This is a genomic window from Bradyrhizobium sp. 141 (assembly GCF_023074055.1).
GTDB lineage: Bacteria > Pseudomonadota > Alphaproteobacteria > Rhizobiales > Xanthobacteraceae > Bradyrhizobium.
In genome coordinates this window covers 67,137-91,184 of record NZ_JADPKR010000018.1, presented here as the reverse complement: position 1 = coordinate 91,184, position 24,048 = coordinate 67,137, and the positions used below count along the sequence as shown (strand labels likewise).

Annotated in this window: 20 protein-coding genes; 6 read left to right on the top strand and 14 right to left on the bottom strand. The window is 65.8% G+C overall.

Annotated features, from left to right (window positions below; all coding sequences use genetic code 11):
• Positions 1-3 precede the first annotated feature (3 nt).
• Both fdhD and IVA81_RS06440 read left to right on the top strand, forming a co-directional pair.
• The gene (gene fdhD, locus IVA81_RS06445) at positions 4-831 is read left to right on the top strand and encodes a formate dehydrogenase accessory sulfurtransferase FdhD (protein ID WP_247313918.1); all 828 of its coding nucleotides are present in this window, start codon (positions 4-6) and stop codon (positions 829-831) included.
• On the top strand, positions 821-1,054 hold the full coding sequence (locus tag IVA81_RS06440; protein WP_247313916.1) for a formate dehydrogenase subunit delta: 234 nt from the start codon (positions 821-823) through the stop codon (positions 1,052-1,054). The genes fdhD and IVA81_RS06440 overlap by 11 nt, the downstream gene beginning before the upstream one ends.
• Here IVA81_RS06440 and IVA81_RS06435 read toward each other — a convergent pair.
• The 14 genes from IVA81_RS06435 to IVA81_RS06370 form a co-directional block, all read right to left on the bottom strand.
• A complete protein-coding gene (locus IVA81_RS06435; protein WP_247313914.1) occupies positions 1,029-3,998 on the bottom strand; it encodes a bifunctional [glutamine synthetase] adenylyltransferase/[glutamine synthetase]-adenylyl-L-tyrosine phosphorylase in 2,970 nt (989 codons plus the stop codon). The two genes, IVA81_RS06440 and IVA81_RS06435, sit on opposite strands and share 26 nt — an antisense overlap.
• Complete coding sequence (locus tag IVA81_RS06430; RefSeq protein ID WP_247313912.1) at positions 3,995-5,455, bottom strand: ATP-binding protein; 1,461 nt, start codon at positions 5,453-5,455, stop codon at positions 3,995-3,997. The genes IVA81_RS06435 and IVA81_RS06430 overlap by 4 nt, the downstream gene beginning before the upstream one ends.
• Positions 5,439-6,119, bottom strand: coding sequence for a response regulator transcription factor (locus IVA81_RS06425; RefSeq protein WP_039185038.1), 681 nt, complete (start codon positions 6,117-6,119; stop codon positions 5,439-5,441). The genes IVA81_RS06430 and IVA81_RS06425 overlap by 17 nt, the downstream gene beginning before the upstream one ends.
• 272 nt (positions 6,120-6,391) lie before the next feature.
• On the bottom strand, positions 6,392-7,969 hold the full coding sequence (locus tag IVA81_RS06420; RefSeq protein WP_247313909.1) for a Do family serine endopeptidase: 1,578 nt from the start codon (positions 7,967-7,969) through the stop codon (positions 6,392-6,394).
• A gap of 223 nt (positions 7,970-8,192) precedes the next feature.
• Positions 8,193-9,536 carry a methyl-accepting chemotaxis protein gene (locus IVA81_RS06415; protein ID WP_247313907.1) on the bottom strand — a complete coding sequence of 448 codons (1,344 nt, stop codon included), beginning with the start codon at positions 9,534-9,536 and terminating at the stop codon, positions 8,193-8,195.
• Positions 9,537-9,656: 120 nt separating this feature from the next.
• The gene (locus IVA81_RS06410; RefSeq protein WP_247313905.1) at positions 9,657-10,139 is read right to left on the bottom strand and encodes a cytochrome c-type biogenesis protein; all 483 of its coding nucleotides are present in this window, start codon (positions 10,137-10,139) and stop codon (positions 9,657-9,659) included.
• A 4-nt stretch (positions 10,140-10,143) separates the two neighbouring features.
• Positions 10,144-12,126: a heme lyase CcmF/NrfE family subunit gene (locus IVA81_RS06405; protein ID WP_247313902.1), complete on the bottom strand. Its 1,983-nt coding sequence runs from the start codon at positions 12,124-12,126 to the stop codon at positions 10,144-10,146.
• Complete coding sequence (gene ccmE, locus IVA81_RS06400) at positions 12,123-12,632, bottom strand: cytochrome c maturation protein CcmE (RefSeq protein WP_247313900.1); 510 nt, start codon at positions 12,630-12,632, stop codon at positions 12,123-12,125. The genes IVA81_RS06405 and ccmE overlap by 4 nt, the downstream gene beginning before the upstream one ends.
• A 37-nt stretch (positions 12,633-12,669) precedes the next feature.
• Positions 12,670-13,782, bottom strand: coding sequence for a c-type cytochrome biogenesis protein CcmI (ccmI, locus tag IVA81_RS06395; RefSeq protein WP_247313897.1), 1,113 nt, complete (start codon positions 13,780-13,782; stop codon positions 12,670-12,672).
• A 131-nt stretch (positions 13,783-13,913) separates the two neighbouring features.
• Positions 13,914-14,183: a hypothetical protein gene (locus tag IVA81_RS06390; RefSeq protein ID WP_247313894.1), complete on the bottom strand. Its 270-nt coding sequence runs from the start codon at positions 14,181-14,183 to the stop codon at positions 13,914-13,916.
• 99 nt (positions 14,184-14,282) lie between these two features.
• A complete protein-coding gene (locus IVA81_RS06385) occupies positions 14,283-15,683 on the bottom strand; it encodes a hypothetical protein (protein ID WP_247313889.1) in 1,401 nt (466 codons plus the stop codon).
• A 159-nt stretch (positions 15,684-15,842) separates the two neighbouring features.
• Positions 15,843-17,219 carry a sensor histidine kinase gene (locus tag IVA81_RS06380; protein WP_247313888.1) on the bottom strand — a complete coding sequence of 459 codons (1,377 nt, stop codon included), beginning with the start codon at positions 17,217-17,219 and terminating at the stop codon, positions 15,843-15,845.
• Between the two features lie 92 nt (positions 17,220-17,311).
• Positions 17,312-17,977 carry a response regulator transcription factor gene (locus IVA81_RS06375; RefSeq protein ID WP_063195961.1) on the bottom strand — a complete coding sequence of 222 codons (666 nt, stop codon included), beginning with the start codon at positions 17,975-17,977 and terminating at the stop codon, positions 17,312-17,314.
• 230 nt (positions 17,978-18,207) lie between these two features.
• A complete protein-coding gene (locus tag IVA81_RS06370) occupies positions 18,208-18,363 on the bottom strand; it encodes a hypothetical protein (RefSeq protein WP_187435894.1) in 156 nt (51 codons plus the stop codon).
• A 236-nt stretch (positions 18,364-18,599) separates the two neighbouring features.
• Between IVA81_RS06370 and IVA81_RS06365 the strand changes: the two genes are divergently transcribed.
• The 4 genes from IVA81_RS06365 (at position 18,600) to IVA81_RS06350 (ending at position 24,045) form a co-directional block, all read left to right on the top strand.
• Positions 18,600-19,595 (top strand): Ku protein, encoded by a 996-nt coding sequence (locus tag IVA81_RS06365; RefSeq protein WP_247313885.1) that lies wholly within the window; start codon positions 18,600-18,602, stop codon positions 19,593-19,595.
• A gap of 58 nt (positions 19,596-19,653) precedes the next feature.
• The gene (locus tag IVA81_RS06360) at positions 19,654-19,890 is read left to right on the top strand and encodes a hypothetical protein (RefSeq protein ID WP_247313883.1); all 237 of its coding nucleotides are present in this window, start codon (positions 19,654-19,656) and stop codon (positions 19,888-19,890) included.
• Between the two features lie 286 nt (positions 19,891-20,176).
• Positions 20,177-20,341, top strand: a complete 165-nt coding sequence (locus IVA81_RS06355; protein ID WP_247313880.1) for a Flp family type IVb pilin — start codon at positions 20,177-20,179, stop codon at positions 20,339-20,341.
• A 950-nt stretch (positions 20,342-21,291) separates the two neighbouring features.
• On the top strand, positions 21,292-24,045 hold the full coding sequence (locus IVA81_RS06350; RefSeq protein ID WP_247313877.1) for a calcium-binding protein: 2,754 nt from the start codon (positions 21,292-21,294) through the stop codon (positions 24,043-24,045).
• Positions 24,046-24,048 lie beyond the last annotated feature (3 nt).

Genomic DNA, 24,048 nt, shown 5'->3' with positions numbered 1-24,048 from the left:
GGCATGCACGTCCCGGTCCAGGCGATCGATCGCGAAATCTGGCGCAACGGTGTGGCGTCCGAAGGAACGCGATTCATTCCGGAGGAGACGCCGCTGGCGCTGACCTACAATGGCGGTACCTACGCCGTGATGATGGGAACGCCGCAAAACCTGGAAGACTTCGCCGTCGGCTTCAGCCTGAGCGAAGGCATCATAAAGTCAGTCGACGACATCAAGTCGCTCGAGGTTGTTCGCCTCGATGACGGCATCGAGCTCAGGATGTGGCTGGCGCCGGATGATGCCGCACGCATCAGCGAGCGCCGTCGCCATGTCGCCGGCCCCACCGGCTGCGGCATCTGCGGCATCGAGTCCATCGCCGAAGCCGTGCGGCCTGCGGCGGTGGTGTCGCAGGGGCAGAGCTTCACGCCGGAAGAGATCATGGCGGCGATGCAGGCCATCGCGCCGCTGCAATCGATCAATTTGCAGACCCGCGCCGTGCACGCCGCCGCATTCTGGTCCCCCGCCGGCAGCATCGTCGCATTGCGCGAGGACGTCGGCCGCCACAACGCGCTGGACAAGCTCGCGGGCTCGCTGGCACGCAGCCGCACGGATGCGCGCGGCGGCATGGTGTTGCTGACGAGCCGCGTCTCGGTCGAGATGGTGCAGAAGGCGGCCGCGATCGGCGCCCCGGTGATGATCGCGGTCTCCGCGCCGACCGCGCTCGCAGTGCGCACCGCGGAAGCCGCCGGCATTACGCTGATCGCAATCGCCCGACAGGACGGATTCGAGATATTTACGCACGGCAGCCGGATCGCGGCTCGCCATGCCACGGAGGTTGCCGATGTCGCCTGACCGCCTGATCTACATGGCCAACCAGATCGGCACGTTCTTCCGCAGCCAGGGCCACGGCAAGGCCGTGCCGGGGATTGCCGAACACATCAAGAAATTCTGGGATCCCAGGATGAAGCACGCGATCTTCGCGCATCTCGATGCCGGCGGCGCGGGCCTCGAGCCTGATGTCCGGGAGGCGATCGCCTCGCTGAAGCAGGCTACGCCTCTTCCAGTAGCGCCCTGAACACGCGCCGCACCTCGCTCTGCGTCTCCTTCACGCGCGCCTCCAGCGACGAGAAGTCCGGGGCGTCGCCGGCCCGCGCCATCACGTGCTGCAGATCGGTGCCGGCGGTTTCCGGCTTGAAACGGTCGCTGACGCAGAGCCGCAGGATCTGCGTCAGGTCGTGATAGAGCCGTGCCGCCGCACGCAAGATCTCGGTCTCCGACTGCGGGAGCACGCCGAGCCTGCATGCGTTCTCCAGCACCTGCATGGTGCTGACGTCGAGGATCTCAGGCTTGTCGTGCGCGTGCACGAGCTGGAGATATTGCGCGATGAAGTCGATATCGACCATGCCGCCGGCGGCGTATTTGAGATCCCAGCAATCGGCCTCGCCCTTCTCCTGAGCGATCGCGCGCCGCATGTCGGCGACGTCGTTGGCGGTGATTCCGGGATCGCGGCGGCGGGTCAGGACGTCGCGGATGACCCGCTCGATCCGTTCCCGAAATTCGGGCGAGGCCGACACCACGCGGGCGCGGGTCAGCGCCATATGCTCCCAGGTCCAGGCCTCGTTGGCCTGGTAGTCGGCGAACGAGACGAGGCTCGAGGCCACGGGGCCGGCGCGTCCCGAGGGCCGTAGCCGCATGTCGATCTCGTAGAGCACGCCGTAATTGGTGCGCGTCGTGAACGCGCTGATCAGGCGCTGGGTCAAGCGGGCAAAGTAATGCGCGCCCTGTAGCGACCTCGCCCCATCGGAGTCAGGATTGTCGCTGTCGAAATCGTAGAGCAGGATCAGGTCGAGATCGGACGAGGCCGTCATTTCGCGGCTGCCGAGCCGGCCCATCGCGATGATCGCGGTCTCCTGGCCCTGGATGCGGCCGTGCTGGGCGGCGAAGCGTTCGGCGACGAGGCCGTGCACGGTGTGGACGATGCCTTCGGCGACGTCGGCAAAGGCCGTGCTCGCCTGCTGCGCCGAGACGGTGCCGGACAGGATCCGCGTGCCGATCAGGAACAGGCTCTCCTGCCCGAACAGGCGCAGGCGATCGAGGAACTCCTCGTAGGAGCCGGCATCCTGCACGGTCGCAGCTAACCGTCCCGATAATTCCTGCCGGTCCGGCATGGCGCCGAAGAAGCGCGGATCGATCAGGCCGTCCATGAGCTGCGGCTGCCGTGCCAGCATCTCTCCGAGCCGGGGCGCTGCGCCCAACACCAGCGCCACCAGCGCGACGAGATCACGGTTCTGGCCGAGCAGCGTGATCAACCGGCCGCCGCGCTGGAGCGCACCGAGAAAATGATCGAACGCCACGGCGGCGCGATCCGGCTCCTCGGCATGGGCAAGGCCGTCGATCAGGGCCGGCACAAATTCGACGAAGGCGTTCCGCGTCGCCTCATTGCGGAACACGCGATACTCGCCGGTGACCCAGTCGCGTACCGTCTGCGCCAGGGCGGCCGGCTTCTTGAAGCCGAGCGTCGCCAGGTGCTGGAGCAGGCGCGGATCGTCGGGACCTGCACTGTAGTCGAGCGCCGGCAGCTTGGCCGTCCCGGTCGGATCGTCGCCCTCGAACAGTTTTTCGTAGTGCCCCTGCACGATCTTGAGCTGCCGCAGCAGGTCGCTCGCAAAGGCTTCGCGATCCGGATAACCGAAGAAGCGCGCGAAACGCTCGACCGCTTCCTTGTCTTCGGGCAGCGTATGGGTCTGCTCGTCGGCAATCATCTGAATGCGATGCTCGACCCGGCGCAGGAATTCGTACGCCCTGGTCAATTCGTCGCGCGCAGCGGAGGTGATCCAGTTGCTGGAGGCGAGAATGTCGAGCGCGCTAAGCGTCGGCCGCACCCGCAATTCCGGATGACGGCCGCCGGCGATCAATTGCTGGGTCTGGGCAAAAAACTCGATCTCGCGGATGCCGCCGCGGCCGACCTTGACGTTGTGTCCCTCCACCGCGACCTCGCTCTGGCCGCGATAGGTCTGCATCTGCCGCTTCATGTCGTGGACGTCGGCGAGCGCAGCGAAGTCGAGATGCTTGCGCCAGACGAACGGCGCGATCTCGGCGAGCAACGCCTCGCCCGCCCTGGAATCGCCGGCGCAGGCGCGCGCCTTGATCATCGCGGCGCGCTCCCAGGTGCGCCCTTCCCGTTCATAATAGTTCAGCGCCGCGTCCCGCGAGATCGCCACCTGCGTCGAGGACGGATCGGGCCGCAGACGCAGATCGACGCGGAAGACGTAGCCGTCGTAGGTGCGTTGCTGCAGGATACGCGCCATGCCTTGCGTGACCCGGACGAAGAACGGCTGCGGCTCGATGTCCGCTGCCAGCGTCGTCGCATCGGGATCGAAGAACACGATGAGATCGATGTCGCTGGAATAGTTCAGCTCGCCCGCGCCCATCTTGCCCATGGCGAGCACGATCAGCCCACAGCCCTCTTCGGGCGCCTCGGGATTGGGCGGCGAGAGCTTGCCGCGTGCGGCTTCCTGCCGCAGCAGATATTGCAGCGCCGCCTGCACCGAGGACACAGCGACATCGGTCAGCGCCGCCGTCACCCGCATCACCGGCCATACGCCGCCGATGTCGCACAAGGCAGTCAGGAGCGCGGCCTCCGCTTTCATGCGGCGAAGCAGCCGCATCACCTCCGCCTCATCCGCCGCCGCAAGCACGGCGCCCCTCGCCTCCGCGATCAGCGCCGTCAGATGCGAATCCGGATCGCATTCGAGCAGCCGGATCAGGCGCAAGACATCGGCGCGCACCAGATCGAACAGATAGGGCGAGAATTCCGCGATACCGGCCAGGATATCCCTCGCGAAGGGATGAGCCAGCAGCGCTTCGAGACGGGCCGATTGTGCCGGCTCGAGCTCGCTCAGCCAGCTTTCGAAACGTCGTTCGTCGGTTGTGGAAGCGGCAATATGGGGAGCTTCCGCAAAGCGCGCGGCCAGCCTCTCACCATGCTTGTCCGCGTTTCCCGGCGCGGAGTGGTTCATGCCACCTTCTGTGGCACATCCGGTATTGGCGGAGCAACCCTGTCGCCGGCGCCGGCGCGCGCCGGCAGCACAAGCGTGGCGACGAGACCGGGCTGGGCGTCGCCCAGCCGCAATTCGCCGCCGTGCAATGTCGCAACCGCGGAGGCGAGGCTGAGGCCAAGACCGGAGCCCGGCAGCGTGCGACTGGCTTCCAGCCGCACGAATCGCTCGACGGCATGCTTGCGGTCGGCCTCGGGGATGCCGGGGCCGCGATCGGTGACGCTGAGCAGCACCTGGTCGCCGTCGCGCCTGGCCTCGATCGTGATCGGCCTGGAATCCATGCTGACCACGGTTCCGCCAGTCTGCGCGACCGGCTTGCCATATTTGATCGCATTCTCGACCAGATTGGCCAGCGCCTGGCTGATCAATTCGCGATTGGCGTGAACCGGTGCCGGCTCGGCCCTGACCTTCAAGGTCATGCCGTCGTCCTCGGCGAGCGGCTCGTAGAGCTCGTGGATGCCACCCGCGACCTCGGCGGCGTCGAAATCATCCATGTTGCCGCGCGCCTGTCCGGACTCGGCGCGCGCGATCATCAGGAGCGCGTTGAAGGTGCGGATGAGACCGTCGGATTCCTCGATGGTCCGCTCCAGTGCCGCCCGGTAATCGGCCTCGCAGCCCGATTTCGCCAGCGCCTCCTCGGCGCGGTTGCGCAACCGCGTCAGCGGCGTCTTGAGATCATGGGCGATGTTGTCGGAGACCTCCTTCAGCCCCGCCATCAGCGCCTCGATCCGCTCCAGCATGGCATTGAGGTTTTCGGCGAGGCGATCGAGCTCGTCGCCGCTGCGCCCGACCGGCAGGCGCTCGCTGAGATCGCCGGTCATGATGCGCTGCGCGGTCCCCGTCATGGCGTCGATGCGTCGGAGCACGCGGCGCGCGACGAAGACGCCGCCGCCGAGGCCGAGCACCACGACGATCAGGACCGACCATTGCGCGGCCTTGGCGACGATGCCGAACAGCCGCCGTCGCTCGGCAAGGTCGCGGCCGATCAGGAGTCGGAAGCCATTTTCCAATTCGGTGACGCGCACCAGCGCACGATGGTCGCGGTCATCCGCGTCCTCGATGCGCCGGTAGGCGGTCTCCGACCAGCCGCGCGTCGCCATCACGCCGGGCGCCAGCGAGCCGACATTGCCGGCAATCGCCTGCCCGGTCGGCGTGGTCACGAGATAGAGGTTAGCGCCCGGCCGCAGCGCCCGGTACTCGATCGCGAGCACCAGGCCGCGCAGGCCGCGGCGGCCGTAGATCTCGGAGATCTCCGAGGTCTCGGCATTGACCGTCTGCGTGATCTCTTCAGTGATCAGCCGCCGCGTATTCCAGGCGAAATAGGCCAGCAGCGACGCCGCGAACATCGCGAACAGCAGCAGATAGACCAGCGTGAGCCGGAACGCCGTGGTGCGGACGAGTTTACCGAATGCCGTCACGGATCATGTACCCGGCGCCGCGGATCGTGTGCAGCAGCGGCCGCTCAAAACCCTTGTCGATCTTGGAGCGCAGCCGCGAAATGTGCACGTCGATCACGTTGGTCTGCGGATCGAAATGATAGTCCCAGACGTTCTCCAGCAGCATGGTACGCGTCACCACCTGTCCGGCATGCTTCATGAGATATTCGAGCAGGCGGAATTCACGCGGCTGCAGCGTCAGCTCGTCCTTGCCGCGGGCGACGCGGTGGGAGAGCCGGTCGAGTTCGAGATCGCCGACGCGGTAGAGCGTGTCCTCGGCGGGACCGCCGCGGCGGCGCGACAGCACCTCGACCCGGGCCAGGAGCTCGGCGAAGGAATAGGGTTTTGGCAGATAGTCGTCGCCGCCGGCACGCAGGCCCTTGATGCGGTCGTCGACTTGTCCGAGCGCGGAGAGAATCAGCACCGGCGCCGTGTTCCCCTTGTCGCGCAGCGCGCCGATCAGCGACAGGCCGTCGCGCTTGGGCAGCATGCGATCGACCACCAGCACGTCATAATCGCCGTTCTCGGCCATGGCGAGGCCCTCCTCGCCGTCGGCGGCGTGATCGGCAATGTGTCCGACTTCGCGAAACGCCTTCACGAGGTAGTCGGCGGATTCGCGGTCGTCTTCGATGATGAGGAGGCGCATCGTGCGTTCGGCGGCGGTCAAGGAGGTCAACCTTCTCTAAACATGGCGCGAGCGGCAATCGCATGCAAGCCGAGGGGGAGACTCTGGCATCGAGAAAAAGGCGGGCGGTGAAGCTGGGGGACTCCACCGCCCTAGGCCTTCCGACGGAGGGGGGCGTAATTCCACCGGAAGGTAGATTGGGGAAGCGAAATTTACGCTGCTTCCCCGAAGGGCGCCGGCGGCGGGGGCGACTGATGCCGACGACACCCTTCATCTCAAGAGCCTCCTGAGGCTTACCCCTTGGCGATGGGCACGGCGACGAAGCGCGACTGGCCGCCGCTCTTCACGCGCATCAGGACGCTGTTCTTGTTGTCGGTCCGCGCCGTATTGATGGCATCGCGGACTTCGCCGGCGGTAGCGACGCTCTTGCCGCCGACTTCGAGAATCACGTCGCCTTCCTTGAAGCCGCGTTCGGCCGCGGCGCTCTTCGGATCGACTTCGGTGACCACGACGCCTTCCTTGCCAGCGCCGGCCACGGAATTGGCGGGTGCGACGGTCATGCCGAGCTTGGGCACGTCGGTGCCCTTGCTCGCACCCTTGCCGCTGTCAGTGTCAGTGTCGGCCTTGGCTTCCACCGTGTTCGGCAGCTGGCCGAGGGTGAGGTTGATGACCTTGTCCTGGCCCTTGTGCAGCACGTTGAGCTTCACGGTCGCGCCGGGCGCCATGCCGCCGATGGTGCGGGCAAGCTCGCGGGCGTCCTTGACGGATTCGCCGTTGACCGACGTGATGACGTCGCCGGACTCGATGCCCGCCTTCGCCGCCGGACCGTTGGCCTGCGGCTCCGCCACCAGCGCGCCTTCGGCCTTCTTCATGCCGAGGCTGTCGGCGATGTCGGACGTGACGGGCTGAATCTGCACGCCGATCCAGCCGCGGCTGACCGAGCCCTTGTCCTTGAGCTGGGCGACCACGCTCTTCACAGTGCTCGCCGGGATCGAGAACGCGATGCCGACGCTGCCGCCGGAGGGCGAGTAAATCGCGGTGTTGACGCCCATCACCTCGCCGTTGGTATCGAAGGCCGGACCGCCGGAATTGCCCTTGTTCACGGGCGCGTCGATCTGGATGAAATCGTCATAGGGACCATTGCCGATGTCGCGGCCGCTCGCCGAAACGATGCCCGCGGTCACGGTGCCGCCGAGGCCGAAGGGATTGCCAACGGCGAGCACCCAGTCGCCGATCCGCGGCTTGGCGTCGGCGAGCTTGGCGAACGGGAAGCTCGAGCTGCCCTCGACCTTGATCAAAGCGAGGTCGGTGCGCTGGTCGGTACCGATCACCTTGGCGGTGTAGGTCTTGCCGTCGTCGGTGGTGACCTCGACCTTGTCGGCTCCGTCGACCACGTGGTTGTTGGTCACGGCGAAACCGTCGGCCGAGATGAAGAAGCCGGAGCCTTGGCCCTGCACGACGCGGCCACGGCCGCCGCCCTTCAGACCGGGGATGCCGTCCGGACCGCCGAAGCGGCGGAAGAAGCGTTCCATCGGCGAGCCCGGCTGGAACGGCGAGGAGGAATCATCGCCGTCGTCGTTGCTCGCGGTCTTCTCCTTCATGTTGACCTTCACCGAGATCACCGACGGCTTCACGCGCTCGACGATGTCGGCGAATCCGACCGGACGCTCGACCTTCCGGACCTCGTTGTTGACCTGCGCATGCGCCGGGCTCGAGAACAGGTCGGCCGGCGAGGTCGACGGGCTGAACCCATAGACGGCCGCGCCGAGACCGGCGACGACCGAGGCCATCAGCGCGATCTTGCGCGCTGAGAAGACCGAGCGGGGCTGCCGGTTGGAGGGGAGGTTCGAGAGGTCGGGACGGTCGGTCATGCAGAGATCTCCAGGGCCTTGAAATCCATTTGGTGCCTGAGGGCGGCGCCTTACGGACCTGAAGATGGGGGCTCCCGCCTTACCGCGCGCTGGCGAGCGGGTTAAACTTTTGTAATGAAGGGACGGAGCGGATGCGGCAGTTCAGCGCAGGCCGAAAATCGTGGCCTTACAGGAACTTAATCGAGTTCCCGCAACAGCGTGCAAGCGCGATTTTCTTGAATGATCAGCTCGCCCTGACGCTGACGATGAACTCGTCGACCTCGCGCTTCAAGGTTTCGGCTTGCTGCGACAGGTCGACCGCGGAATCCCGCGCCTCGGCGGCCATGCGGCCGGTCTCCGCGGAGGTCGAGGTGATCTGGACGATATGATTGGAGACGTCGAGGGTTCCACGCGCGGCGTCCTGGGCGCTGCGCGTGATCTCCTGCGTGGCGTTGCGCTGCTGGGCGGTGTCGACCTCGATGCCGGACATGATGGACGAGATCTCCGACAGCGTCCTGGAAATGCCGTCGATCGCGCCGCGCGTCTCCGCGGTGATGCCTTGAATGCTGGCGACATGGGAGGTGATCTCCTCGGTCGCCTTGCTGGTCTGATGCGCCAGATTCTTGACCTCGGAGGCGACCACCGCAAACCCCTTGCCGGCCTCCCCTGCCCGTGCCGCCTCGATGGTGGCGTTCAGCGCCAGGAGATTGGTCTGCGAAGCGATCGCCTGCACGAGCTGCACGACCTCGCCGATCTTGTCTGCTGCGTCCGACAGCGTGTGGATGGTGTCACGACTCTTCTCCGCCTGCTCCGCCGCGCCCTCGGCGCGCTGGGTCGCATCCGTGACGCGGCGGCTGATGGTGCCGATCGAATTCGTCATCTCCCCGGCAGAACCTGCGACCGTCTGCACGCTGGCGCTGGCCTGGCTCGCGGCGCTCGCGACCGCATTGGCCTTGGTGCTGGTGTCGTTGGCCGTCCGCGACAGCGTCTCGGCGTTGCTCTTCAGATGCACGGCCGATGACGCCACGCTGTCGACGACGCTGGCGACGAGATCGTTGAAGCGCTTGATCCGGTCGTCCAGGAATTTCGATCGCTCGGCCTGGTGCTGCGCTTCACGCAGCTGCCGTTCGGTGAGGTGGCGCCGCTCGAGGCCGTTGGTCTTGAACACCTCCAGCGCACCGGCGAGCAGGCCGATCTCGTTGGTGCGGCCGAGGCCCGGCACGGGCGTCTCGAATTTCTGGTTGGCGACCTCGCGCATGGCATGCACGATCGCCGCCAGGGGACTGAGGATGCCGTTGCGCACGGCGAACCAGGTGGTGAGGCAGATCGCGACGGCGACGATGGCGATCACGCCGCAGGCGATCAGGAAGTACGAGAACGCGGTTTGCGCCTGCTGATAGATCTGCATGGCATGGTCGCGCACGGGGCCGCTCAGCGCGGCAAAGTCCGAGGACAGGCTGGTAATCTCGTTGTTGAGATAGAGCACCGCAATGAAGCCGGTGCCGCCGCCGATGCCCAGCAGGAACAATAATGCAGCGACGACGGCGCCAACCAGGAAGCGGATCGTCAGATTGCTGTTCGCGAACATCGGGCACTCAGAGTCTGGAATCGAATGTCGCGACAAGGTTCCAGACAAAGGTCAATATAGCATGAAGCACGCGCTAACGGCCGCTACGTAGCGTTGCGCTACCAGGACGACGTCACGTCGCTAGGAAGATTTGGCTTCGTCCGACATCAACGCAGCGAGCCGCGCCTTCTCGTCGGGCGAGAGCGGCGGTGCTGGTACATCTGCACCGCTTCGCGCGCGACGCCGGATTTGCAGCCACAGCGCCAGGCCGCCCCCGATCAGCAGCAGCGGCCCGAGCAGCCACAGCAGCAGGTTCTGACGCTCGAAGCGTGGTTTCAGCAGCACGAACTCGCCGTAGCGCGCGACCAGGAAGTCGAGCACCTGCGAGTTGCTGTCGCCGGCGCCGATGCGCTCGCGCACCAAGAGCCGCAGATCGCGCGCCAGCGGCGCATCGGAATCGTCGATCGACTGGTTCTGGCAAACCATGCAGCGAAGCTCGCGCGACAGTTCGCGCGCACGGGCTTCCTTGGCGGGGTCCGACATGATCTCGTCGGGCTGCACCGCGTGCGCCGCAGGCAGAGCCAGCAGCATCAGCAGGGCGAAGGCGGCCATCATCCGGCGCATCGGATCACTCCGCCGGCTGAAGGCGCTGCTTGGCCCGCGCCGGCTTCGGCGCGCCGACCCGCAAGCGCCGGTCGGATAGGGACAGCACGCCGCCGAACGCCATCAACACCGGCCCCCACCAGATCAGGAGCACCAGCGGCTTGTGATAGATGCGCACGGCGATGGCGCCCTCGGCGGTGGCGTCGCCGAGTGAAATGTAGAGCTGGCTCGCCCCGCGCGTCAGCAGCGCGGCCTCGGTGGTTGACGAGCCGCGAGTGGTGAAGCTGCGCTTGGAGGGCGTCATGACGCTGAGGGTCTCGCCATCACGGCTGACGTTGAACTCGGCGATCATCTCGCGGTAGTTCGGGCCCTGACGCTGAAGCAACCCGTCGAGCTTGACGTCGAAGCCGGCGATCTGGGCGACGTCGTTCTGCTTCATCGTCGCGATATGTTCGCTGTTCCATGTGGTCTCGCAAACGATCCCGATCAGCGCGACGCCGAGGCCGGCATGCGCAAGCGCCGAGCCCCAGGCCGAGCGCGGCAGGCCGCGCGCCCTGTGCAGCGCCGTTGCGAACGGCAGCCGCACGAGGCCGGTCCGCTCGACGATGTCGGTGACAGCGCCGGCGATGACGAAGATGCCAAGCCCGATCGCCAGCGGCGCCAACGCACTGCCGCCACGCGCCCAGCCCCAGACGATGGCGACGGCAACAAGGCCGGCAACGCCTGCCGCGAGCAGGCGTTGCGTCACGCCGAGCAGATCGCCGCGTTTCCATGCCAGCATCGGCCCGAATGGCACGGCAAGCAGCAACAGGGTAAATAGCGGCGCGAAGGTGAGGTTGTAGAAGGGCGCACCGACCGACATCTTGAAGTCGGCGAGCATCTCCATCGCCAGCGGATAGAGCGTGCCGAACAGCACGACCGCGCAGGCGACCGTGAGCAGCAGATTGTTCAGGACCAGCGCGCCCTCGCGCGAAATCGGCGCGAACAGGCCGCCCTGCTTCAACGAGGTGGCACGGCCCGCGAACAGCGCCAGGCTGCCGCCGATGAACAGGCAGAGGATCAGCAGAATGAACACGCCACGGGTGGGATCGGTGGCGAATGCGTGCACCGAGGTGATGACGCCCGAGCGCACCAGGAAGGTGCCGAGCAGCGACAGCGAGAAGGTCAGGATCGACAACAGGATGGTCCAGACCTTCAGCGCGTTGCGCTTCTCCATCACCAGAGCGGAATGCAACAGCGCGGTGCCGGAGAGCCACGGCATCAGCGAGGCGTTCTCGACCGGATCCCAGAACCACCAGCCGCCCCAACCGAGTTCGTAATAGGCCCAGTACGACCCCATGGCGATGCCGAGTGTCAGAAAGATCCAGGCGACCAGCGTCCACGGCCGCACCCAGCGCGCCCAGGCCGCGTCGATCCGTCCCTCCATCAGCGCCGCGATCGCGAAGGAGAACGAGATCGAGAAACCGACATAGCCGAGATAGAGCATCGGCGGATGCACTGCGAGCCCGATGTCCTGGAGCACCGGATTGAGATCGCGTCCCTCGATCGGCGGGCTCGCGATGCGCAGGAACGGATTCGATGTCACGAGGATGAAGAGGTAGAAGGCGCTGGCGACCCAGGCCTGGACGGCCAACACATGCGCGCGCAGCGACAGCGGCAGATTATTGCCGAAAGCCGCGACCAGCCCGCCGAACAACGCGAGGATCGACACCCACAGCAGCATCGAGCCTTCATGGTTTCCCCAAACGCCCGTGATCTTGTAGAGCAACGGCTTCATCGAGTGGGAGTTCTCGTAGACGTTGGCGACGGAGAAGTCCGAGTTCACGTGCAGCATGACGAGAGCTACGAACGAGGCGCCGACGAACAGGAGCTGCGCCAGCGCCGTGGAGCGCGCCACGTTCATCAGCGCGGCATCGCGCAGACGCGCACCGATCAACGGCACGATCGACTGGATCAGTGCGAGCCCAAGCGCCAGCACAAGCGCGTAATGTCCTGATTCCGCGATCACCGCACCGCTCCCTGCGGATTGCCCTGCGCCGTCGTGGCTTGAGGCTTGCTGCCGCCCGAAGCTTTGGGGTCGTAATCGTCCTTCCAGTGCCCCTGCTTCTTCAGGGCATCGGCGACGTCCTTGGGCATATAAGTTTCGTCGTGCTTGGCAAGCACGGTATCGGCCTTGAAGACGCCGTTGGCGTCGAGCGCGCCTTCGGCGACGACGCCCTGCCCTTCGCGGAACAGGTCGGGCAGGATGCCCTTATAGGCCACCGGAAGCTTGGCGCCACCGTCAGCGACCTCGAAGGTCACCGCGAGATTGTCGCCGCGCTGGAGCGAGCCGGGCTGCACCAGCCCACCGAGGCGAAACCGCTTGCCAGGCTCGACGTGCTTCTCGGCGACCATGGTTGGCGTCGAAAAGAACACGATGGAGTCGCGAAGTGCGTTGAGCACCAGCGCGGCCGCGAGCGCGAGCACGGCGATCGAGCCGCCGATGATGGTCATACGTCGCTGCTTGCGCGTCATGGCGTATCAATTCTCCGCTCGTCTCGTCCCGACATCGTCATCCGCCGAGCCCGAGAGTCCTGAGGCCTTCGTTGAGCTGGCGAAGCCGCTCGGCGTCGCTGGCAACCGCCTGCCGGGCATCGGCCGATGCTCCCACGGCCTTGTCCCGGTCGCCCATCACGAGATAGGCGCGCACCAGGCGCAGCCAACTCTCGACGTCGTCGCCGTTCTGCTTCAACCGGGTGGCCAGACGTTCGACCATGCCGCGCACCATCGCGTTGCGATCGCCTTCGGCCATATCCTTGGAAGCGGCAATCGTTTCATCGGACAGCGCCGGCATCGTGCCGCCGCCACCGACCCGCGCCAGCGAGGATTGCACCAGGGCACGCCACGGCGCATCCGCGGGCGCCCTCGCAAGCAGCCCGCGCCAGATCGTGGCGGCATCGTCCTTGCGGCCGTCCTGCTCGGCGGCGAGGCCGAGGAAGTAGTTCGCCTTGGGATCGTCAGCGTTCAGGGCGTGTGCACGCTCGAATTCAGTCTTGGCCTCGGCGGTCACCACACCGCCGGCGGCGGCCGAGAGCGCTTCGCCGAGATCGGACCGGCGCTCCGCGTTCTCGCCATTGTAGGTCAGCGAGTTGCGATAGGCGCGCACCGCGTCGTCGAAACGGCCGAGCCGCTCCAGCACCGGCGCGAGCACGTTCCAGCCGCGCCCGTCGGTCGGATTCTTCTCCAGATGGTCCTGGACCTGCGCGACGAGATTCTCGAGCGACTGCACCATGCCGGACCCGGATCCGCGCTCCCGCTCCGCCAGGGGAAAGTCCTCAAGCCGGGGCGAGCCGAGCGGCATGTAGACGCCGATCGCAACGAGCGGCAGGCCGGCGAGCGCCAGCACGGCCGCCACGCGGCGCCATTTGAGATTCGACGTCGGCGCCACAGCGGGCTCGCTGGCGGCCGCGGCGAGCAGCCTGCGGCTGATCTCGACCCGCGCTGCCTCGGCGTCCGGCGCGGGGATCGAGCCTGCGGCGAGATCACGCTCGATCTCGGCCAACTGGTCCTTGTAAACCGCGACCTCGCTGCCCTGGACTTGCGGGCGTCCGTTGCGGCCAAGCGGCAAGAGCACGGCGAAAATCGCCGCGACCGTCATCAGCGCGAACACGAACCATAGCGTCATCTGGCAAGCTTCCGGCAGCGCACGAACCGCGCCCATAGGTGGCTTTACACCACGGCCGGACGATGCGGCAATTGACAATTGTCAATTCGGCGCGACCGCACACAGTCCCGAAACGGTGAAAATCCAACGGCTTAGCCGATTTCGAACTCCGCGCTTTGCGCGGCGTCTTCGCCGTGCCCGTTGAAGGCCTTCAGGAAGTATGTTCCCGGCCGGACTGCATCCGGCAATTTGATGCGCAGCGCACCGACCGGAACCGGAGATGCAACCCTCGTGATCGTCTCGGAGAGTTGCCGACCGCTTGCCTTCTCGACCACCACCACCTTGGCGCCGACCATCAATCTTTGATACTTGGCAACAATGACGCGGTTCTCAATTTCGATGGAGCTGATAACGGGTTTCATGCGCCCACAAATAGAAGGTCCCCGGACTTGCGCGGGGACCGTACGGCGCGCAACCGGCACCGTCAACCACAAATTGTGATCACGAAATATGCGCTTGAGTTAGCTTGCGCGCGACGATTTGCGCTCGCCGGTCGCTGCGTTCTCCGCGGCCCGGCTCATCAGCGAGGCGTAATCATCGCCGAACAGCACCTGGCAGAAGCGGATCGCGGCCTGCACCTGCTGTTGCCGATAGGTGCGGACCTTGTGATCGGCGGCGCGCAACGACTGCACCAATTGCTCGGTTGAGCGTTCGACATATTGCTGGAGGTCGGAATAGGTGCGCAGCGTCACTTCGTTGATCGCAAGCTCACTCGCATAGTTGCGGCAGGTCGCGACGAAATCGATCAGCGCCACGGTTTCCTCGACCTCAGTGGTATCGATCCGCGCGCCCGGCGGAATGTCCTTCTCCGGGCGCTGGCGCAGGATACGGCGAACGCGGCCGGGAACGCTGTCGATCTCGGATTGCAGTGCATTGGAGATGTCGGCCCGGATCGAGGTCAACTGCTTTCCCCAGGCGGAATCGTTGCGCAGGTCGAGCTCGGTGCGCAGGCCGCGCACGCCGTCGTGCAACGCCTTGAGATTGCCGGCAACGTTGTCGAAATGGCCGCGCTTGATGTCCATGCGCAGGGTGGCGGCAACACAGGACAGATCGTGCAGCGCGATCGTGACGGCGACGCCATAGGGCGTCGCCGCGACGCGGATCTCGTCGTCGGACGCAGCAATCTTGATGGCAAGGCGAATGATCTGCCACGGGGCGGTCATCCGCTGCACCACGATCGACAGCGCGAAGGGTAGCATCTGCGGGGTCTGGAGCACCGGAATGTTGAGCGCCGACGTCACCGAGGCGATCTGGGAATCGCCGAAAGCGCGCAAGGTGCGCGGCAGCTTCTCGTTCAGGCTGGCGATGGCCTCCCGGACCTGAAGCACCGCGCCGATCGAATAGAGGTCCTCGATCACGTTGGGCGGGCCGACCCGGGCCAACGCGCGCGACTTGTCGCCGCCGCCGGGACCCGTCAGCTCGAAAATGGCGTCCGTAGCCACCGCTTGGAGCTTCGAGGCCAGCGCCTCGACCTGTCCCACACTATCTGCCGGCATGCGAGCCAGCGCCGCCTCGAATTCCTTCACCTTGTCCGGGGCGCCGTCGCGGCCGAGCCATTGCCAGATCGGATGCAGCGAGGAGCGGCGGATCTGCCCGACCCGGCTCGGGGCGACCGCCTCGACCAGGAACGGTTCCAACACCTGGAACAGCAGCCGCGACAGATCGTCCGTACGCGGCGGCGCGGCCTCGTCGGCTTCGGTCTTGCGGACGATCTTGCGCAACTGATCGAGTACGAGGGTCGCGACAGCCGTGTCCTGGCCGCGCTCCAGCGCGCGCTCGAACTCCCGCATCAGCAGGGCCTGCGCCTGCGGCGGGAGCTGCGCGAGATATTCCCTCAGCCGCTCGATCGATGTCTGGCTCATGCGCCCGGGTAATGCACGGTAAAATGGCGGACATGGGATGCGTCCGGGCGCGATCATAGGAGGGCCCACTTAAGAAGCCGTTTAGGAAGTCGGACGGAATCCCTCCGGTTGGCTTCGTCCGGACCTTGGCGAGACAAAAAATCAAGCCGGAACAAGGGATTATACTCCCGGAAGGACCAGGTCGGCCCGCAGGCCACCGGTCGGTGCGCCGCCAAGCGAGAGGCTGCCGCCATAGAGCGCGGCGAGGTCGGTCACGATCGACAGCCCCAGTCCCGAGCCGGGCTTGGATTCGTCGAGCCGCTGGCCGCGCCGGGAGACCTGGGCGCGCTCGGCCTCCGACAGACCGCGGCCGTCGTCGTCGACGATGATCCGCAGACGCGGGCCCGCCCCCGCCTTGTGCGGCGTCTCCACCAGGACCTCGATGAAGACGCGCGAGGCCGCCCATTTGCAGGCATTGTCGACGAGATTGCCGACCATCTCCTCCAGATCCTGGCGTTCGCCGCGAAATTTTGCCGACGGATCGGCCTTGGCTTCGACCACGATGTCGCGATCGCGATGGATCTTCTCCATGGTCCGCCGCAGCGCCTCGATGGCAGGCGCCACCTCCGTCACGGTCGAGACCACCGAGACCCGCGCCGCGATGCGCGCACGCTCCAGATGGTGGGCGACCTGGTCGCGCATCACATCCGCCTGCTCCATCACCTTGGCCGCGAAGGGATCGGCGAAATGGGCGCCGGCCTCGTTGACGATGACCGAGAGCGGCGTCTTGATCGCATGGGCGAGATTGCCGACATGGGTGCGCGCGCGCTCCACGATCTCGCGATTGGCATCGATCAGCGCGTTGGTCTCGCGCGCCAATGGCGCGATCTCGACCGGGAATTCGCCCTCGAGCCGCTCCGCCCGCCCGGAGCGGATGTCGGCGATCGATTCGGAGATGCGTTTGAGCGGCGCCAGGCCGAAACGGACCTGGAACACGGTCGTCAGCAACAACACGATGCCGAGCGCAGTGAAGGTGCCGCCGAGATAATAGTCGAAGCTGCGCGTCTCGTCGAAAATCTCGGTGTCGTCGCCGGCGACGCTGACCAAAAACTTGCCGTCGGCGCCGAGATCGACCGGACGTTCGACCATGCGCAGGTTCTGCCCCTCGGGCCCGTCGACATAAGCGAGGCGAATGCCGGCGGCGGTGAGCTCGGTGCCCTGCTCTTCAAGCTTCGGCAGCTTCTTGTCCCAGAGCGAGCGCGAGGAGCGCACTTCCGGCTTCTCGGTGTCGGTCCGCGTGATCTGCCAATACCAGCCGGACAGCGGCAGCTCGAACAGGGGCTCGCCAAGCGACTGGAACTGACGGTCCGGCGGCTCGTCGGGGGTCGCGACCTCGGCGATGAGGGTGCGGAGATAGAGATTGAGCCGGCGGTCGAAGGCGCGCTCGGTGGCGCTCTTGTAGACCGACGACAGCACCACGCCGGTGATGGCCAGGATCACCACGAGCCAAGCGGTCGCCGACAGGAACAGGCGGTTCGCAAGCGAACTAGCGCGCATCGGAATGATCCCGGGAGGCGCAGGATGGCAGGGCGTCAGAGCTCATGTCCGGACCAAGGCCCCTGTCGGGCTGCCCGTCAAGTCCGAACGCGTCAGGCGGCCGGCGGGGTCAGGAGATAGCCGAGGCCACGGACGGTCTGGATGATGTCGACGTCGAGCTTCTTGCGGATGCGGCCGACGAAGACTTCGATGGTGTTGGAGTCGCGGTCAAAATCCTGGTCGTAGAGGTGCTCGACCAGCTCGGTGCGCGAGACCACCCGCCCGGAATGGTGCATCAGGTAGGCCAGAAGCCGATATTCGTGCGAGGTCATCTTGACCGGATTGCCGGAGACGCTGACCCGGCCGGTCCTTGTGTCGAGGGTAACAGGGCCGCAGCTGAGCTCGCTCTGGGCATGGCCGGTCGAGCGACGCAGCAACGCGCGGATGCGCGCCAGCACCTCCTCGAGGTGGAACGGTTTGGGGACATAGTCGTCGGCGCCGGCGTCGAAGCCCTGCACCTTGTCGCTCCAGCGGTCGCGTGCGGTGAGGATCAGGACCGGCATGGTGCGGCCGTTGCGGCGCCAGGCCTCCAGCACCGAGATGCCGTCCTTCTTCGGCAGACCGATGTCGAGCACGACGGCATCATACGGCTCGTTGTCGCCGAGATAGTGCCCCTCCTCCCCGTCGAAGGCCCGATCGACGACATAGCCGGCGTCGGTCAGCGCCTTGGTGAGCTGGCGATTGAGATCGGGGTCGTCCTCAACAACGAGCAAGCGCACGCTTCTCTCCAGAAATAGGCCGCATCAACACTGCACCAGATGAGCAATTCCGGCGTGAACCGAATATGAACGCCGGGAACCGGCCGCGTTACTTTTTGGTCATATACGATGTGTTTGCAGCCAACGCGACTGCGCCCGCCCTGCGACCGGACGAGCCGGCAGCAGGGCGGGCGCAATGTGCCGCGTACCGCGGCGCGCCGGAAGGTCCGCCCTTCCCGTGAATTCGGCCGTCAGGTCCGGAAGAACACGAACCAGACGACGGCGAGGATCAGGATCGCAAGTCCGGTCGAGATGGCGAGCAACGCCGCCACCGAAGGCCCAGGCTCGCCCTGACGCGCCTCGGTCGGAGTTTCCACGATCTGACGCTGCTCTCGCGTGGTTGCCATGATGCCCTCAATCTCTGGATGTCGCTTTCGATAGCCGCGACCTCCTCGCAGCCGATGTCCGAAGCCAACGCGTGATTGGATATGATGTTCCGGTTTTTGCGCTCGGATCGGGGCAGCGGCAGCAGGGCCCAGCGGCCGGTTAACGCAGTTGGAAGATTCAGCAACCGACCTTGCTTTGATTCGTTGTTCCCCGATGGTATCCTAGTCGTCTGTCCCTGTTGCGTTTGGAGTAGCCCATGGCCCCCCGCGCCAATTGGAAGGGTTTTCTGCGTCTGTCGCTCGTGACCTGTCCGGTCGCGCTCTATCCGGCCACTTCGGATACCGAGAAGGTCTCCTTCAACCAGATCAACCGCAAGACCGGCCACCGGATCAAGTACCTCAAGGTCGACGCCGAGACCGGCGACGAGGTGACCTCCGAGGACATCGTGAAGGGCTACAAGGTCGACACCGACACCTATATCGAGGTCACCAAGGACGAGCTCGACGACATCGCGCTCGACTCGACCCACACGATCGACATCGACGAGTTCGTGCCGAAGGCCGACATCGACAACCGCTATCTGATCCGCCCCTATTATCTCGTGCCGGACGGCAAGGTCGGCCACGACGCCTATGCCGTGATCCGCGAGACCATTCGCAGCATGGACAAGGTCGCGATCGGCCGCGTGGTGCTGACCAACCGCGAGCACATCATCGCGCTCGAGCCGCTCGAGAGCGGGCTGATGGGCACGCTGCTGCGCTATCCCTACGAGGTCCGCAGCGAGCAGGAATATTTCGACGACATCCAGGACGTGAAGCTGACCAAGGACATGCTCGACCTCGCCAAGCACATCGTCGAGAAGAAGTCCGGCGCGTTCGAGCCCGAGCTGTTCGAGGACCATTACGAGACCGCCCTGATCGATCTCATCAACAAGAAGCGCAGCGGCATGCCGATCGCAGCCAAGGCCACGCCGAAGAGCGGCGGCAACGTCATCAATTTGATGGACGCGCTGAAGAAGAGCATCGCGAACGAAAAGGACGCCGCACCCGCGGCGAAGGTCGCCAAGGAGACTGCCAAGGAGGCCAGCAAGGCCAAGAAGCCGAAGAAGCGCGTCGAGGGCCAGCGCGAGATGCTGCTGCCGATATCAGGCAAGGGCGGCAAGGACGCTGCGGCGAAGACGGCGAAGGAAGCCCCGAGAAAGGCTACCGACAAGCCGGTGCGCGCGCCGGCGCGGGCCAAGAAGGCGGGCTGACAGCATCGCATCTGCAATCACGCCGTGATGTCACTCCTCGCGGATCAGGCGGCCTGACATGCCGTGGTCGACGGCGTTCGACGATCCCGTTCGCGTGGACAACAAACGCGAGCTGCTCACGCTTCAACAGGCAGCGGACTACATCATGCGGCTGCCCAAGGACACCCAACACGAGGCGCACTGGCAGACCGCCGTCGAGACCTTGATCAAGGCGGCCGAAACGGGCGGCGGCTGGGTGATGTTCGCCCGCATCGCCATGTTGCGGGCGCTGAATGCAGGTGGCCGGCGCGGATAAGCGCGATGGCCCGACAAACAGCCTCAACAATCCGTTAAGCGGCACTCCCCTCCCCAATGCGGCGAGCGGCTTCTGGCGCGCTTCACCACCCCTGCCGGCGGGGGTCCGCCGATTTGAATCCATTTGGACGCACCGATGGAACCTTAATTTAATGACTGCCGTCGTATGAGCGGAGGCGCGCTCGCCCGGGCTTAATTCTTTTGGCGCGCATAAAGACTTATTCGATCTATTTACGAGTCCGATGACGACGCGACCATACGTTGGATCGGACGAACAGGAGTTGGCAATGCGTTTGCTTAAGTCGTTCCTTGCCGATGAGAATGCTGCAACCGCGATCGAGTACGGCCTGATTGCCGCAGGGATCGCGCTCGCGATCGTCACCATCGTGAACAGCACGGGCGGCGCACTGCTCAACAACAAGTTCAACTCGATCGACGCCGCCACGAAGTAACCGGCCGACCCGGCGAGACGCCGCGTTCTCACGGTTCGCACGTTCATCTGCGGACACACCTTCACCTTCTCGCGGCGTGTTTCGCCCGAGCTTTGCTGTCTTCTTCCGCCCTCTTCAAAGCAAGGGCGCAGGGAAGGCCGGGCGCCGGCTGGCACCCGAAGTCCCGCGTGTGCTGGAGAACGCGCACGGGGTGGACGACAGGTGACGCCGGGACATCCCCGGCCTTCCCTGCGCGACGGTTTTCACGGTGTCCTTCGTGCTCTCCCCGGGGAGCGATGCACTATTGCCCCCGTCGCCTTGCGGCTGATCGATGCGCGCACCGGTTGGCCGCCACATCACCGCAGGACTTGACGCACAGACCCCGGGCGTCAGGACCACACGACTTCTCCGTCCGCGCACATCCCCATCCGCATTCCCGGCGACTGGCGTGCGCTCGCCATCGGGACCGAACGAAGGACGCTGTCAGCGCCGTGTCGTATCGCGCCTGTCGTTGCTCACGGGGTCTCCGCCCTGCAACCAACATGACGCGCCGACGCCGTCGCGGCCACCGCATCCCGGCCCGCGTCCCGTGACGATCGCGAAACGCCCCTTGTGGCGGGCGGGATGTCCAGGCTTGTACGGCAAAACCGAACTTCTGTAAATTCGAATATTTTTGCGAGCAGTTATCGACCCAGCGCTGGCGTGTTTTGCCCGTCGGGCAACACAACGCTCAATAGGTAGCATCCGCCGAGCCGCCGCGAAACACGGCTGCGTGAACTGCCGTTTCGCCCCGCCCTCCCGAAAATCAAGCAGCTCTCAAGAAAAACAGGAGCCCGTCCGAAGACTTCAGCCAAGCTGGAACTGCCATCCCGCCCTACAGACGAGATCGTCTGCCGTTCGCCCCGGCATCGCCCAAAGCGTCACGATACCGCCGCACGGCCTATTTCGATCACGTAAAGCGAGAAGCACACATGGCTGTCACAGCGAATTTTTCCGCCGGAATCCTCACCGTCCTTGGCAACGGCCACAACAATTCGGTCGTGTTAGGCCGCAATGCGGCGGGGACGATCGTCGTCAACGGCGGGGCGATCACCGTCAAAGGCGGCCCCGCCACGGTCGTCAACACCAAACTGATCCAGGCCTTCGGCCAGGACGGCAACGACATCATCACGATCGACGAGAGCAACGGCGCGATGCCTGCCGCGAACCTGTTCGGCGGCGCCGGCAACGATAGGCTGACCGGCGGATCCGGCGCCGACATGCTGTTCGGCCAGTCCGGCAACGACACGCTGCTCGGCAAGGGCGGCAACGACCTGCTGTTCGGTGGCTCCGGCAACGACGTGCTCACCGGCGGCGACGGCAACGACCAGATGTTCGGCGAGGCCGGCAACGACCGCATGATCTGGAATCCCGCCGACGACAGCGACCTGATGGAAGGCGGCGAAGGCATCGACACCGCCGAGGTGAACGGCGGCAACGGCAGCGAGACCTTCGCCATCACGGCCAATGGCTCGCGCGTGCGCTTCGACCGCGCCGATCCGGCACCGTTCTTCCTGGACATCGGCACCACCGAGAATCTCGTGCTCAACGCCGGGGGTGGCGACGATGTCATCAGCGCCGCCGGCAATCTCGCCGCGCTCATCAATCTGACGATCGACGGCGGGACGGGCAACGACACGATCCTCGGCGGCAATGGCGCGGACCGCCTGCTGGGCGGCGACGGCAACGATTTCATCGACGGCAACCAGGGCAACGACACCGCCCTGCTGGGCGCCGGCAACGATACCTTTCAATGGGATCCGGGCGACGGCAGCGACAAGGTCGACGGACAGGCCGGAACCGACACCCTGCTGTTCAACGGCTCGAACATCGCCGAGGACATCACCCTGTCCGCCGCCAACGGCGGACGCACGCAGCTCGCCCGCAATGTCGGCGCCATCACTATGGAGCTCGACGGCATCGAGACCATCACCATCAACGCGCGCGGGGGCAGCGACAAAATCGTCGTCAACAACCTGGCCGGAACCGATGTCAGGCAGGTCAATGTCGATCTCGGATCGGCTGGGGCCGGTGACGGTGCGGCCGATACCGTGACGCTCGCGGGCACGTGCAGCGCCGATACGATCGAGGTGTCCGGCTCGGGCACTTCGATTGCGGTCGCGGGACTGCCGGCCGCTGTCGCCATCACCAACGCGGAAGGCGCGAATGATGCGCTTCTCATCGAAGGCCTCGGCGGCAACGACACGATCTCGGCGGACGTGCTTGCCGCGGGGGTCGTGCACCTGACGATCGACGGCGGCGCCGGCAACGATACGATCCTCGGCAGCGCCGGCAGCGACACGCTGATCGGCGGCGACGGCAATGATTTCATCGACGGCAACCAGGGCAACGACACCGCCCTGCTGGGCGCCGGCAACGATATCTTCCAGTGGAATCCGGGCGACGGCAGCGACACCATCGAGGGCGGCGCCGGCGTCGACACGCTGCGGTTCTTCAGCGCCAACATTGCCGAGACCATCGCCATTGTGGCGAACGGCGATCGCGCGCTGCTCACCCGCGACGTCGCAAACATCACCATGGACCTGCACGGGGTCGAGCGTGTCGATGTCCACGCGCTGGGCGGCGCCGACCGTATCACGGTGGGCGATCTGACCGGGACCGACGTGACGCGGGTGAACATCGACCTCAGCGGTTCGACTGGAGCGCCCGATGGCGCCGTCGATACCGTCACAGTCAATGCCACCCAGGGCGCCGACACGTTCGGCGTCAGCGGCAATGCCGGCGGCGTGACGGTGTTCGGCTTGCATGCGGCCACCCACCTGACCTTCATGGACGGGGCCGATCAGCTGACGCTCAATGGCCTCGGCGGCGACGACGTCATCGACGCGAGTGGGCTCGCCGCCGGCGTGCTGCAGCTGACGATCAACGGCGGAACCGGCAACGACACCATCCGCGGCAGTCAGGGCGACGACCTGATCACCGGCGGCGACGGCAACGACGTCGCGCTGATGGGCGCGGGCAACGACACGTTCACCTGGAATCCGGGCGACGACAACGACACGATCGAGGGCCAGGGCGGCAGCGACACCCTGCTGTTCAACGGCGCCAACATCGCCGAAACCATCAACATCTTCGCGAACGGCGCGCGCGCCGAGCTGGCCCGAGACGTCGCCTCCGTCACGATGGACACGCACGGCGTCGAGACGATCGCGTTCGATGCGCGTGGCGGCGCCGACAAGATCACTGTCGATGACATGAGCGGCACCGACGTGACGCAGGTGAAGATCGATCTCGGCGCGGTCCCCGGCACCGCGGGCGGCGACGGCGCGGTCGACAACATCGTGATCAACGGCACCAGCGGGGACGATATCATCACGCTTTCGCTCAACAGCGATGGCGCGCTGGTGATCGACGGTCTGGCAAGTCAGGTCGTGATCGAGAATTTCGACTTCAACGACACGATCACCATCAACGGCCTCGCCGGCGACGACGTGATCGAGGCGTCGGGCGTCGGCCCGGGCGGGCCGCACCTCGTTCTCGACGGCGGCGCCGGCAACGACGTGCTCATCGGCAGCGCGGGCAACGATACGCTGCTCGGCGGGCTCGGCGACGACGTGCTGATCGGCGGCGGCGGCGTCGACGTGCTGGACGGAGGGCCCGGCGACAACGTCGTGATCCAGTCGTTGCTCGCCCATGCGAGCTTCCATTCGGGCACGCTGGTCTGAGCG

What these genes read in the sequence shown, in the direction of transcription:
- IVA81_RS06355 (WP_247313880.1), top strand. Translation starts at nt 20,177, where the DNA reads ATGCGTTTGCTTAAGTCGTTCCTTGCCGATGAGAATGCTGCAACCGCG.
- IVA81_RS06440 (WP_247313916.1), top strand. Translation starts at nt 821, where the DNA reads ATGTCGCCTGACCGCCTGATCTACATGGCCAACCAGATCGGCACGTTC.
- fdhD (WP_247313918.1), top strand. Translation starts at nt 4, where the DNA reads ATGCACGTCCCGGTCCAGGCGATCGATCGCGAAATCTGGCGCAACGGT.
- ccmI (WP_247313897.1), bottom strand. Translation starts at nt 13,782, where the DNA reads ATGACGCTATGGTTCGTGTTCGCGCTGATGACGGTCGCGGCGATTTTC.
- IVA81_RS06385 (WP_247313889.1), bottom strand. Translation starts at nt 15,683, where the DNA reads ATGAGCCAGACATCGATCGAGCGGCTGAGGGAATATCTCGCGCAGCTC.
- IVA81_RS06365 (WP_247313885.1), top strand. Translation starts at nt 18,600, where the DNA reads ATGGCCCCCCGCGCCAATTGGAAGGGTTTTCTGCGTCTGTCGCTCGTG.
- IVA81_RS06425 (WP_039185038.1), bottom strand. Translation starts at nt 6,119, where the DNA reads ATGCGCCTCCTCATCATCGAAGACGACCGCGAATCCGCCGACTACCTC.
- IVA81_RS06360 (WP_247313883.1), top strand. Translation starts at nt 19,654, where the DNA reads ATGCCGTGGTCGACGGCGTTCGACGATCCCGTTCGCGTGGACAACAAA.
- IVA81_RS06420 (WP_247313909.1), bottom strand. Translation starts at nt 7,969, where the DNA reads ATGACCGACCGTCCCGACCTCTCGAACCTCCCCTCCAACCGGCAGCCC.
- ccmE (WP_247313900.1), bottom strand. Translation starts at nt 12,632, where the DNA reads ATGACGCGCAAGCAGCGACGTATGACCATCATCGGCGGCTCGATCGCC.
- IVA81_RS06435 (WP_247313914.1), bottom strand. Translation starts at nt 3,998, where the DNA reads ATGAACCACTCCGCGCCGGGAAACGCGGACAAGCATGGTGAGAGGCTG.
- IVA81_RS06370 (WP_187435894.1), bottom strand. Translation starts at nt 18,363, where the DNA reads ATGGCAACCACGCGAGAGCAGCGTCAGATCGTGGAAACTCCGACCGAG.
- IVA81_RS06410 (WP_247313905.1), bottom strand. Translation starts at nt 10,139, where the DNA reads ATGCGCCGGATGATGGCCGCCTTCGCCCTGCTGATGCTGCTGGCTCTG.
- IVA81_RS06380 (WP_247313888.1), bottom strand. Translation starts at nt 17,219, where the DNA reads ATGCGCGCTAGTTCGCTTGCGAACCGCCTGTTCCTGTCGGCGACCGCT.
- IVA81_RS06390 (WP_247313894.1), bottom strand. Translation starts at nt 14,183, where the DNA reads ATGAAACCCGTTATCAGCTCCATCGAAATTGAGAACCGCGTCATTGTT.
- IVA81_RS06415 (WP_247313907.1), bottom strand. Translation starts at nt 9,536, where the DNA reads ATGTTCGCGAACAGCAATCTGACGATCCGCTTCCTGGTTGGCGCCGTC.
- IVA81_RS06350 (WP_247313877.1), top strand. Translation starts at nt 21,292, where the DNA reads ATGGCTGTCACAGCGAATTTTTCCGCCGGAATCCTCACCGTCCTTGGC.